The organism is Desulfoconvexum algidum (assembly GCF_055382125.1).
Genome location: NZ_AP042394.1, coordinates 741,247 through 752,876 on the forward strand (window position 1 = coordinate 741,247; position 11,630 = coordinate 752,876).

11 protein-coding genes are annotated in these 11,630 nt (G+C 46.7%); 9 read left to right on the forward strand and 2 right to left on the reverse strand.

The window, feature by feature from the left end:
- Nucleotides 1-11 precede the first annotated feature (11 nt).
- Both rnc and ACZ45G_RS03285 read left to right on the forward strand, forming a co-directional pair.
- Nucleotides 12-1,571, forward strand: coding sequence for a ribonuclease III (rnc, locus tag ACZ45G_RS03280; RefSeq protein WP_464175240.1), 1,560 nt, complete (start codon nucleotides 12-14; stop codon nucleotides 1,569-1,571).
- An 8-nt stretch (nucleotides 1,572-1,579) separates the two neighbouring features.
- Complete coding sequence (locus ACZ45G_RS03285) at nucleotides 1,580-2,626, forward strand: elongator complex protein 3 (RefSeq protein WP_464175242.1); 1,047 nt, start codon at nucleotides 1,580-1,582, stop codon at nucleotides 2,624-2,626.
- 132 nt (nucleotides 2,627-2,758) lie between these two features.
- Here the strand turns inward: ACZ45G_RS03285 and ACZ45G_RS03290 are convergent, their stop codons facing one another.
- Complete coding sequence (locus ACZ45G_RS03290; RefSeq protein WP_464175243.1) at nucleotides 2,759-5,164, reverse strand: penicillin-binding protein 1A; 2,406 nt, start codon at nucleotides 5,162-5,164, stop codon at nucleotides 2,759-2,761.
- A 678-nt stretch (nucleotides 5,165-5,842) separates the two neighbouring features.
- Between ACZ45G_RS03290 and hisI the strand changes: the two genes are divergently transcribed.
- From hisI to ACZ45G_RS03320, 6 genes are read left to right on the forward strand one after another with little or no spacing between them, the layout of a single operon-like run.
- Nucleotides 5,843-6,229 (forward strand): phosphoribosyl-AMP cyclohydrolase, encoded by a 387-nt coding sequence (hisI, locus tag ACZ45G_RS03295; protein ID WP_464175244.1) that lies wholly within the window; start codon nucleotides 5,843-5,845, stop codon nucleotides 6,227-6,229.
- Between the two features lie 16 nt (nucleotides 6,230-6,245).
- The gene (gene hisG, locus ACZ45G_RS03300; protein ID WP_464175245.1) at nucleotides 6,246-7,121 is read left to right on the forward strand and encodes an ATP phosphoribosyltransferase; all 876 of its coding nucleotides are present in this window, start codon (nucleotides 6,246-6,248) and stop codon (nucleotides 7,119-7,121) included.
- A gap of 1 nt (nucleotide 7,122) precedes the next feature.
- On the forward strand, nucleotides 7,123-8,283 hold the full coding sequence (locus ACZ45G_RS03305; protein WP_464175246.1) for a pyridoxal phosphate-dependent aminotransferase: 1,161 nt from the start codon (nucleotides 7,123-7,125) through the stop codon (nucleotides 8,281-8,283).
- Nucleotides 8,284-8,335: 52 nt separating this feature from the next.
- Nucleotides 8,336-8,929: a ribosome biogenesis GTP-binding protein YihA/YsxC gene (yihA, locus tag ACZ45G_RS03310; RefSeq protein ID WP_464175248.1), complete on the forward strand. Its 594-nt coding sequence runs from the start codon at nucleotides 8,336-8,338 to the stop codon at nucleotides 8,927-8,929.
- A 10-nt stretch (nucleotides 8,930-8,939) separates the two neighbouring features.
- Complete coding sequence (gene era / locus ACZ45G_RS03315) at nucleotides 8,940-9,824, forward strand: GTPase Era (RefSeq protein ID WP_464175249.1); 885 nt, start codon at nucleotides 8,940-8,942, stop codon at nucleotides 9,822-9,824.
- 2 nt (nucleotides 9,825-9,826) lie between these two features.
- Entirely contained in the window at nucleotides 9,827-10,117 is a 291-nt protein-coding gene (locus ACZ45G_RS03320; RefSeq protein WP_464175250.1) for an HNH endonuclease, read from the forward strand.
- Nucleotides 10,118-10,179: 62 nt separating this feature from the next.
- On the opposite strand, the gene ACZ45G_RS03325 is transcribed toward ACZ45G_RS03320, so the two are convergent.
- Nucleotides 10,180-11,133: a hypothetical protein gene (locus tag ACZ45G_RS03325; RefSeq protein WP_464175251.1), complete on the reverse strand. Its 954-nt coding sequence runs from the start codon at nucleotides 11,131-11,133 to the stop codon at nucleotides 10,180-10,182.
- A gap of 338 nt (nucleotides 11,134-11,471) precedes the next feature.
- Between ACZ45G_RS03325 and ACZ45G_RS03330 the strand changes: the two genes are divergently transcribed.
- Nucleotides 11,472-11,618, forward strand: coding sequence for a hypothetical protein (locus tag ACZ45G_RS03330; protein WP_464175252.1), 147 nt, complete (start codon nucleotides 11,472-11,474; stop codon nucleotides 11,616-11,618).
- The last annotated feature ends 12 nt before the right edge of the window (nucleotides 11,619-11,630 follow it).

An 11,630-nucleotide genomic window follows, 5' to 3' on the forward strand; every position in this document is an offset into this window, starting at 1 on the left:
TTGAACCCGTTGTGATTGATCTGCATATACATTCAACTGCTTCGGATGGGTCTTTTTCTCCCCTAGAAATACTGGCGCTGGCACACGCTGCTGGCGTCAGGGCTATTTCCCTCACCGACCATGATTCCATTGCCGGAATCAAAGAAATCCAAGATAACATTTCTCAATACCCCATGGAGTTCATTACAGGGGTTGAAATTTCCTGTGAACCGCCCGAAGCCTTTAAAAGCATCGGCAGTGTCCATTTGCTGGGGTATGGATTTTCCGTGTATGATCGACGGCTGAATCAGGTTTTGAAACAGGCGGTCAGGTCAAGGGATGAGCGAAACCCTATGATTATTGAACGCTTGAACGAGCTAGGCGTTGATATCAGCCTGGCCGAAGTGGCCGAAAGGTTTGGTGCAGACCAGACCGGGCGGCCCCATATTGCAGAGCTGATGAAGGAAAAGGGGGTTGTTAAAAGTTTTCGTGAGGCCTTTGACACCTATCTTGGCAAGGACAAGCCCGCCTATGTGGAAAAGTTCAAAATCTCTTGTGAAGAGGCCATCCACATCATCCTTGATGCCGGAGGGCTACCCGTGTTGGCCCATCCCGGTCTGTTGGAATTTAATCGCTCCAGGGGACTTGAATCCTTTGTGGAGTTGCTGACGCAATTTGGTCTCCAGGGCATTGAAGTTTTTTACACAGACCATGACCCCCAAAAACGGGAATACCTTAAAACCCTTGCCCAGGAAAGGAAGCTTCTGGCAACCGGCGGATCCGATTTTCACGGTCGTTTTAACCAGGGGGTTAAATTGGGCCGGGGCAAGGACAATCTTCGAGTGGGGTATCCTGTTTTCAAGGCCCTGATGAAAAGACTTGCCCGTGTCAATTCTCCACCGCGATTGGAGATTCTGGAAAAAAACATTGACTACCAATTTAAGGACCGGTCCCTACTTGACAATGCCCTGTGCCACAGGTCCTATGTGAACGAGAATCAGGAAATCTGCCCTTGTGACAATGAACGCCTTGAATTTCTGGGTGATGCTGTGTTGGGGCTTTGCGTTGGGCATATTCTAATGGAAAAAAGCCCATCGAAAAAAGAAGGGGAATTGTCAAAACTTCGGTCAAATCTTGTCAGTGAACCAGGATTGGCACAAATGGGGCGCAGTATAGACCTGGGAAGGTTTATCAAACTGGGAAAGGGAGAGTTTCTTTCCGGCGGTCAAGACAAGGATTCCATCCTTTCCGATGCCTTTGAAGCGCTGTTTGCAGCCGTCTATCTGGATGCCGGTTTTGATAAAACCCATGGGATGGTGGCCGCGGTTTTTAAAGATGCCATTCAAGGGGCATTGTTCAACTTCCATACCATGGATTATAAAAGTTCTCTTCAAGAATATGCCCAGGAGACCTTTGGTAAGACCCCCCGCTATGTTGTGGTCAAAGAAATGGGGCCTGACCATGATAAGATTTTTGAGATTTGCCTTGAATTGGCGGATATACGGGCAAGGGGGATTGGAAAAACCAAAAAAGCGGCAGAGCAGGACGCTGCCAAAAATGCGCTTAAGATCGTGCACCACCAAAAGGAATAGAACAGGGTATGGACTCCCTTCTGGTTATTCCGGTTTTTATTCCCCATTCCGGCTGTCCCCATCAATGCGCCTTTTGCAATCAAGCGATCATTACCAGTCAGAAAAGGTGTTTGCCAAGTTCCCAGGAAATTGACAAAATTATTGGTCAGTATCTGGGCTATAGGGGCCATCGTTCCCGGGTGGAACTGGCTTTTTTCGGCGGTACTTTTCTGGGGCTTCCCGATTTGGAAATTGTCAGGTTATTGGAAAAAATAGCGCCTTATATAGAAAATCATTCCATCCACGGCATTCGTTGCTCCACCCGGCCGGACACCATTACAAAACAAAAGCTTGACCTGATTGCCCCCTATGGGGTCACGTTGGTTGAGCTGGGGGTTCAGTCCATGAGTGATGCGGTGCTTAGAAAAGCCAACCGTGGCCATACCTGTTTTGATACTTGCCAGGCCATTGGTCTGTTAAAAGAGTATAAGCTTAAGGTAGGCGTCCAGGTCATGGTGGGGCTGCCTGGGGATACCGAAGAGCAACTGCTCGAAAGTACCCGGCAGGTTGCAGATCTGGCGCCGGATGTGGCCCGGATTTACCCCCTGATGGTTCTTGAGGGAAGCCTTTTGGCCCGATGGTATCAGGACGGCAGTTATACCCCCCTGGGCCTGGATCAAAGTGTCGGCCTGGTAAAAGAAATGGTTAAGATATTTGAACATGCCCATGTGAAGGTTATCCGCATGGGCCTCCAGGCATCTGAGATGATGGAGGATAAAACCCAGGTGTTGGCAGGGCCATGGCACCCGGCATTTGGCCATTTGGTCCTGTCAGCCCTTGTCTATGACCAGGTGTGCGAAAAACTTGAAACTTTTTTGTTGTCCGACCAGGGCACCCTGGGGCACCCTATTTGTCTCTCGGTCCATCCCCGGTTTGAGTCCCGCCTTCGCGGGAATAAAAACAGCAATCTTGAGCGCTTGGCCAGGGCCTATCCCGGGATTGTCTTTTCCATTCAGACCAATGATGGCCTCTTGTCCGGGAAGGTAGATATAAAAAACGCGCATCCCCTTGTCTGATCTTCAGGGCTGAGCCCCTTGTCTGATCTTCAGGGCTGAGCCCCAGGACTGAGCCCCAGGACTGAGCCCCAGGACTGAGCCCCAGGACTGAAAATTCCAGGTCTGATTATGTCTGAGCTTCAGAGGGTTTGTTTAGATGTTTTCCTTGAACAGATCCTCAGAGTCGGATTTGGCATTGGGTTTCGGGGTAAACTGTGTGGGAATGGTGCCTTCCTTGAAACACTCAAAAATGGTTTTTTTAGACTCTTCTATGGGAAGTAGTCCGGTTTTTGCATCTATTTTGGCAAATACGATGCCTTCGGGTACGTTAAAGGTCCTGGCCGGCTTGCCTTTTAAAGCGTTCTGCATATAGTCCAGCCAGATGGGACTGGCCGCCCTGGAACCGGTTTCTCCTTTGCCAAGGGGAGCTTCCTGGTCAAGGCCCACCCATACGCCTGTGGTGTATCTGGGGGTATACCCCAGGAACCAGGCGTCAAACAAATTGTTGGTGGTTCCTGTTTTTCCGGCCACCGGGCGTTTCAATGCTTTTACCCGTCGTCCGGTTCCTGAGCGGATGACACTTTCCATGATATTGGTCATGATATAGGCGGTGCCCATATCAATTACTTTTTTCCGGACAAGTTTTGAGGATTCGAGGAGGTTTCCGTCCCGGTCATATATCTTGGTGATGAATACCGGTTCAATTAAATATCCCAGGTTGGAAAAAACAGAATAGGCATTCACAAGTTCCAGGAGGGAAACCCCTGAAGACCCAAGGGCAATGGACAGATCGTGGCTGATATCCGAGGTGATGCCCAGTTTTTTTGCATAATCAATGATATAGTCAATACCAATATCCTGGAGGATTTTGATGGTAACCACATTTCGCGAATGGACAAGGGCTTCCCTGAAAAGGGTGTCGCCAAAAAATTTTTCTTTGTAGTTACGGGGTTTCCAGACAAAATCCCTTTCGGTGTCTTCAAAAACAACCGGGGAATCAACAATCACGCTGGCGGCTGTGTATCCCTTGTCCAGAGCAGCCGCATAGATGATGGGCTTGAAAGCGGATCCCGGTTGCCTCCGGGACTGGTATGCCCGGTTAAACTGGCTGTCGCTGTAGTCTCTTCCCCCGATCATGGTTTTGACGTGTCCTGTTTCCGCTTCAATGCTCAATAGGGCTGATTGGGCAATGGGTTCCTGATACAGGGCAAATTCATACTCATTGTCTTCCACCACTTCATTGACCACTTGAACGAGGATGACATCCCCCAACTTTAAAACCTGGGACGGATTTTTAACAGATGTCTCGTAATAGGCAAGCTTCTGATTCGGGGTTCTTGCCCAGGCCATTGTCTTTAAAGGGATGAGGCCGTGGAAGTCACCGACCCTGACACGGGTCACTTTGTTTTCATCATCCACTGCCAGGACTACTCCCTGGTAAATGGTTTCCTTTTCAAGAAGATTGGTATTGATCTTTTCTGCTATCGCCTTGGAAAAGCTTTCCACCTGAAGCGCGGAAATGTTTTTGACCGGCCCCCTGTAGCCGGTTCGCTGGTCAAGTTCCATCAAGCCTTTGCCAACGGCAGCCCTGGCAATTTTTTGCAACTCTATATTGACGGCTGTATGGATTTTAAGACCCTGGTTGTACAGGGCATCTTTTCCATATTTTTTTTCCACATACCGGCGGACATGTTCTGTATAGCAGGGTACCCGTTCGATAAACCAATTTTTACGGGGCTTGATATCCAGCTTCGTATCAATGGCTTCTGTCACCGATAGGTTGGTGATCATTCCCTCTTCTTTCATCCGGTTCAGGGTGTAAATTTGTCGCTGTTTGGCCCGGTCTGGAAATCTAAAGGGGGAATATCTGCTCGGGGCCTGGGGAAGGCCGGCCAGCATGGCGCATTCTGCAAGGCTTAGGTCCTTTGTATGTTTTCCAAAATAGTTTTCCGAGGCCGCTTCTACCCCATGGGCACCATGGCCCAGATAAATTTGGTTCAAATACAGATAGAGAATTTCGTCCTTGGTGAACTTTTTTTCAATCTTGTAGGCCAGCATCGCTTCTTTTATTTTTCGCTTAAAGGTCCTTTCCGGGGTCAGCAAAAAAGATTTGGTCACCTGCTGGGTGATGGTGCTGCCTCCCTGGACAATGGTGCCGGCTTTAAAATTTTTAATGGACGCCCTGAGAATGGATTTGATATCAATACCCGGGTGTGTCCGGAATCTGGAGTCTTCTGCCGCCACAAAGGCGTTGATAAGATTTTTCGGCATCTGGGCGAGGGGGATGACGATTCGTCGTTCCTTGTAAAACTCTCCGATTTTTCGGCCGTCATCCGAGAAAACACTGGTAACCGTTGCCGGGCGGTAATCATTTAAGGAGTTGATCTTGGGCAGGTCCTGGCTCAGGTAAACAAAGAGCCCTGTGATCCCGGCACCCCCAAGGACTATCAGAATGATGAATCCGACAAGGCTCCATTTGAAAAAAGTGAAAATGAGGCTGTTTTCTTTTTTTCGTGCTCTTTTTTTCAGGACTTCGGATTTACTTTTTTTGTTTACCATAACACCCTATAGTTTTATTAAAATTGACTATTTTTAATAGCTTATTACCAGATAACGTCCCGGATGGCAATAAGAATGGCGGCCCGATTCCAGGGGCATTAACGGAAAATTTAATTTAAGAGAATTAAAGTTGATCACAATTTTTGACGATTAAAAGAGAAAGTGGGAAGTTTAAAAATAACATCATGAGGTATTGATTATGACATTAGATCAAAAAATAACCCCTATTAAAAAGCACCTGACCGAGTCTCCTAAAAAGATAGAGGGTTTTCAAGAGAGAAGAAAGACATTTTTTCGAAAATTCAAACGTGACAGAAGAAAACTTAAGAGAGACCGGAGAAAAAGTGTAAGGGATGGTGTAATCGTAAGTTTGTCGTTTAGACCCAGCCGGCGCAAAGGCGACGATAGACGAAAGCTACAAACAAAATTTTAATTTTCCACCCGTTATTAAGTGTTTTTCTGCATCAAATCTCAAAATTAAATAACCACCTTCTTTTTTATCCATCCAACACGCTTTGATTTAAAATCTGCTAAAATATGATTTATATTTTTTTGCCTTTTATGGTGATTTGTATGGGATCGCTCTATTTTACGGCCATATATGAATTGACTTTTTTAATGAAAACAGTTAAATAAAAAGGTTTTAATACTATGAATATAAGGAAATGATGAATCGTCATGGTCACACTTGATTTTGAACTTGATTTTAAAAAGGGCAAGGGATTGATTCCTGCCATTGCCCAGGACTGCAACACCGGTGAAGTCTTGATGCTCGCCTATATGAACCAGGCATCTTTCAATGAAACTCTGGCTTCGGGTAAGGCAACCTATTTTAGCCGTTCCAGGCAAAGCCTGTGGAAAAAAGGGGAAACCTCGGGGCATGTCCAGCAGGTAAAGGAAATCCGGGTGGACTGCGACCATGATACCATTCTGCTAAAGGTGGAACAGGTGGGCGGTGCCGCTTGCCATAAAGGTTATAAAAGTTGTTTTTTTACACGAATTGAAAATAATGAATTGAAAATTGTAGAGAAAAGGGTGTTTGACCCTGACACGGTTTATAAATAAATAAGGTGTATAAATAATGGAAAAAATACTGAAATTGGGCATTCCCAAGGGGAGTCTCCAGAATGCAACCATTGACCTGTTCAGACGGTCAGGGTGGAAGATTACTGTGGAAGGCAGGAGCTATTTCCCCGATATTAACGATGATGCTATCGAATGCGCGTTGTGTCGCGCCCAGGAAATGTCCATCAATGTTGAAGCCGGTGTCATTGATGCAGGGTTAACAGGGCTTGACTGGGTGGCGGAACATAGATCCGATGTCCATGTGGTCACCGACCTTATCTATTCAAAGGTCAGTGCCCGATGTGCGCGGTGGGTAGTTGCCGTTGCAAATGATTCTCCCATCAAAACCCTGGAAGATCTGGCCGGGAAAACCATTTCTACGGAATTGCTTCAGTTTACCAAACGCTTTTTTAAGGAGCGAAATATTGATGTAAACGTAAAATTTTCCTGGGGGGCCACAGAAGCCAAAATCGTATCGGGTCTTGCCGATGCCATTGTTGAAATTACAGAGACCGAGAGCACCATCAAAGCCCATAACCTGCGGGTGATTCACGTGGTCATGGAAACCAACACCCAGCTCATTGCCAATAAAAAGGCCTGGGAAGATCCCAAGAAACGGGAGAAGATCGAGCAGATTGCCCTGCTGCTCCAGGCCGCTTTGGTGGCTGACAAGTTGGTGGGAATTAAGATGAATGTGCCGGAAAATAAAATCGCCAAGATTGTTGCCCTGCTGCCCAGTCTCAACGGCCCCACTGTTTCGCCCCTGTATCAGTCGGACTGGTTTGCCGTGGAATGTATCGTCGAGACACAGATTGTCAGGGATTTGATTCCAAAGCTGCTCAAGGCAGGGGCTGAAGGCATTATAGAATATCCTTTGAACAAGGTGTTATAAAATGACGATTGCAAGGCGTTGTGAAAATATTACCCCTTTTATTGTGATGGATATTTTAGAAAAGATTCACAAAATGGAGGCCCAGGGAATTGAGGTGGTGCACATGGAAATCGGGGAACCTGATTTCAGTGTGCCAGAATGCGTCAACAGGGTTAGTATGGAGGCCTTCGCCCGGAATGAAACCTGCTATACCCACAGTTTGGGGGATATACGCCTTCGGGATGCCATCAGTCGCTATCACAAGGACACCTATAATACGACGGTGGACCCGGGGCAGATTCTGGTTACCTCGGGGACCTCTCCTGCCATGCTTTTGCTCTTTTCCGCATTGGTGGATCCCGGTGATGAGATTATTATTTCTGATCCCCACTATGCCTGTTATGCCAATTTTATTAATTATGTCCAGGGAGTTCCGGTAAAGGTAAAGGTGGTTGAGGATGAAGGCTTTGTTTATACGCCTGAGGCCATTGAGGCTGCCATAACCCCAAGAACCAAAGCTATTTTTATTAATTCCCCTTCCAACCCCACGGGAAATGTGATCCCTAAAGAGAGGATGGCGGAGATTGTCGCGGTGGCCGAGTCCCACGGGCTGTATATTATTTCAGATGAGATCTACCATGGGCTGGTATACGAAGGCCAGGAACATTCCATACTGGAGTTTACCGACAAGGCCTTTGTGCTCAACGGGTTTTCAAAACTTTTTGCCATGACCGGCCTGCGCCTGGGGTATTTGATTGCCCCTCCCCATTTTGTAAGACCTTTGCAGGTACTCCAGCAAAATTTTTTCATCTGTGCCAATTCCGTGGCCCAGCTGGCCGGGGCTGCTGCCCTGACCGATGCCAAACGAGAAACTGACGAGATGCGGCAAATTTATAATACCCGTCGCCTTTATGTGATCGGCCGGTTAAAGGCCATGGGGTTTAAAATAAAGGTGGAACCCACCGGTGCCTTTTATGTTTTTGTCAATGCCAAGCATATTTCCCATGATTCCTATTCCCTCGCCTTTGATATCCTGGAAAAAGCCCACATCGGGGTGACACCGGGGATTGATTTTGGTGCCAACGGGGAAGGATATTTGCGGTTTTCCTATGCGAATTCCATGGAAAATCTGATCAAGGGCATGGACCGGATGGAAACCTATTTAAAAGAATACGACGGTTAAAGGATATCGGTTAAAGTATACCGGTTAATGTATACCATGGGTAAAGAAATCTATGAAAATTAAAGATGTTGAGTTTGTAAAAAGTGCTGTTAAACCGGATCAGTATCCAGAATACGATTTTCCGGAAATTGGCTTTGCCGGCCGTTCCAATGTGGGAAAATCCTCTCTGATCAATACGCTGATCCAGCGCAAAGGCCTGGTAAAAACCAGTTCCAAGCCAGGCTGTACCCAGTTGATCAATTTTTTTCTGGTCAATGGGGATGTCTCGTTTGTGGATCTGCCCGGATACGGGTATGCCAAGGTATCCAAAAAAATCAGGGCCCAGTGGCAGCCCATGGTGGAACTCTACCTCGCCAAGCGGGCCAGTCTTTTCGGATTGGTGCTGCTCATCGATATCCGAAGGGATCCGGGAAAAGAGGAGTTTGATCTGGTAAAATGGCTGGAGTCCCATGGGACGCCTTATTTGATCATATTGACCAAGGCAGACAAATTGTCCAAAACAAAACAGGCAAAAAGGCGTGCTGCCATTTGTTCCCAGCTGAACCGGGAAGAGCAGGGGGTGATCCTTTTTTCAACCAAAACCCGTCAGGGCAGGGAGACGGTTTTGGATGAAATCAAACATCTTATCGGCTGGCATAATGAATAAAGGGGGTTGCATGAAAGAAGAAACACGTTCGGGATTTGTGGGTATTATCGGGGCGCCAAATGCGGGTAAATCCACTTTGCTCAATCAGGTGCTGGGTCAAAAGATTTCCATTACCTCTAAAAAGCCCCAGACCACCCGGGACCGAATCTTGGGGATTGTGAACAGACCTAATTCCCAGATAATTTTTGTGGATACCCCTGGGATTCATAAAAGTAACACCCTCTTAAACAAGCGGATTGTGGACCAGGCCATGCTGGCCATGGCCGATGTGGATGTGGTTTTGTTCATGGTGGATGCCTCCTCCCGCAATTTTTCTTCGGAAAAGCTTATTGTTGCCCAATTGAACAAAACGGGTAAACCTGTTATCCTGGCCTTGAATAAAATTGATCTGGCGCAAAAGGCCCAGGTTTTTTCCCTTGTGGAAGAATTTAAGGATCTGTTTGATTTCCATGCGATTATCCCGATATCAGCCAAGAAAAATATCCAGGTGGATCAATTGCTGACAGAAGTGGAATCTTCCCTGAGCATAGGTCCCAGGCTTTACCCGGAGGAAACCTTTACCGATGTGTCTGAAAAATTTATGGTCAAAGAAATTATACGCGAAAAGGTGTTTCGGTTGACCGGCATGGAGATCCCCTATTCAAGTGCTGTCACCGTGGATGCCTTTGATGTGGAAAAAAAACTCATCGTCATCCATGCCAGTATCCATGTGGTGAGGGATTCCCAAAAGGGGATTATCATCGGGAAAAAAGGGTCCATGCTGACCCAGATCGGCACCAAAGCACGAATTGATATTGAGAAGATGACGGGATCTAAGGTGCTGCTCAAGCTGTTTGTCAAAGTGACAAAGGACTGGATCAGCAATGCAAAGGCCTTGAACGAGTTCGGGTACTAGGGTTGGACCCATTTACCTTTATGGATGAGGCGGCTGTAAAAAAAGAACGGGCCCGTGCCCGGAAAATAAGGGCAAGCCAGTGGTGGAAGCGAAAAATATCCCTTGGGGTTTGTCACTATTGCCAGGGGCGTTTTCTCCCGGCAGAGCTGACCATGGATCATATTATCCCCATTGGCCGGGGGGGACGATCTGAAAAATTCAATCTGGTTCCCTGCTGCAAGGAATGCAACACCCAAAAAAGTAGTTTGCTGCCCGCTGAATGGGACGGGTATATGGAGCGCTTAAGAAAATAAACAGCGGGAAAAGCCTGGAATAGTTTTCCCGCTGTTTGTTTATACTTTAATTGGTATCCAATTTATTTTTTGCTGCAAAGCCTGTGGATGGTCTGGGCATGCCATTCTCCACGGCCTGAAAAAGTCGGTTGTCCCAAGTCAACCAGTCGTTTGGCAACTTGATCAAATGTGGCACCGTCTTTTCGCATGCTCTCGATGATACCCATTATGGCATCCCGGGGCATTAGTTTCGCATCAGTTGATACCATTGTTTTTGGTGATACCATTGTTTTTGGTGATACCGTTGTTTTTGGTAATTTCGGCGACCTTGATGGTTTTGGTGATTTTTTTGTAGGTGCTTTTGCCAGGGTGGTTTTGGGCACAACGATTTCTTTTGCTACTATTTTTCTGCGTTTTCTTAAAACCGGTTTGCCCGTGTCGGCTTTTTTGACCGAAGGGGGTGCCTGGATTTTTTTTGCCTCTTTTACAACAGGTTTTACAAAAGGTGCTGAGACAGGTTCTTCCCAACTATTTCCCAGGTTGTCTTCTGTTGTTTCTTCCGGTTCCCGGGAAGTCGTATAATGGTTTTCAAATGCCGGTTGTGCATCTGGATCGGTATGGGGCCTATCCATGGGCCTATCCAGTGCCGGGTCAAGGTTTAAATGGGCAGCAATACGTTCAATAGCAATGGCCTGCCGTTCGAGCATGTCGGCTGTTCTTTCCTGGATGTTGACCATATAATCCTGGTTTTTTACCAGGGTCTCAACATGGTTGGAAAGGTTATCCAGGATATCGGCCAGCAGGGTTATGTTTGCATCTTCAGCTGGAATCTGGTTGCCCATCTGCTGGGGGCTGCCCTGGGATTGGTGGCGTTTCATCTGATGGCTCCGGGTGTTTTGATACCCACCGCCCCCACCATAGGAATTGAATCTGGAATTGTTGTTGTATTGGTATGATGTGTCAGAATTTTTCCGTGTTTTGGGTGTGCGCGGTTTTTCTGCCTGACCATTACGAAGGCTTTGCAAAAAGTCGTTCATTTAATTAATATCCTCCTTGGGATCTTATATAATATCTGTCGGCTGAATTGATGCCTGACAATGTTAGTGCTTAGAATTTCAACCCTGTAATTCGAGCGTGAATCGAAAGCGAACCTGCGGGATTTTTATCTATCAGCATTTTTACGAAATTCCGGTAGTTATCCTTTTTCTGAATGCCTTTGTCAAGCTTTTTTTATGAGTGGAACCAAGACGATTATCTCCCCTGGTTTTTCTTGGACAGGGCCTTTCTGGACCACCCATTGAATTGAATTGAAACAATTTAATCTTTATGATACCATACCGGTCAAAAAAATGATAGGTCAAAATAGTACAGAAATGTGGGTATGTTTTATGAGCATGTCATTAATAAAATATTAGACGACCTGGTTGAGGTCCTCGCACCGCTCAGCATGAACGTTACCGGAGAATTTACCCCCCGGGGCGGCGTCAGCTCCCTTGCCACTGCACAGTATATAAAAAATTAATTATAAAAAAAT

Bases quoted from the DNA above. Each gene is read 5' to 3' on its own strand.
- ACZ45G_RS03285 (WP_464175242.1), top strand. From the start codon at position 1,580: ATGGACTCCCTTCTGGTTATTCCGGTTTTTATTCCCCATTCCGGCTGT.
- ACZ45G_RS03290 (WP_464175243.1), bottom strand. From the start codon at position 5,164: ATGGTAAACAAAAAAAGTAAATCCGAAGTCCTGAAAAAAAGAGCACGA.
- hisI (WP_464175244.1), top strand. From the start codon at position 5,843: ATGGTCACACTTGATTTTGAACTTGATTTTAAAAAGGGCAAGGGATTG.
- hisG (WP_464175245.1), top strand. From the start codon at position 6,246: ATGGAAAAAATACTGAAATTGGGCATTCCCAAGGGGAGTCTCCAGAAT.
- ACZ45G_RS03305 (WP_464175246.1), top strand. From the start codon at position 7,123: ATGACGATTGCAAGGCGTTGTGAAAATATTACCCCTTTTATTGTGATG.
- yihA (WP_464175248.1), top strand. From the start codon at position 8,336: ATGAAAATTAAAGATGTTGAGTTTGTAAAAAGTGCTGTTAAACCGGAT.
- era (WP_464175249.1), top strand. From the start codon at position 8,940: ATGAAAGAAGAAACACGTTCGGGATTTGTGGGTATTATCGGGGCGCCA.
- ACZ45G_RS03325 (WP_464175251.1), bottom strand. From the start codon at position 11,133: ATGAACGACTTTTTGCAAAGCCTTCGTAATGGTCAGGCAGAAAAACCG.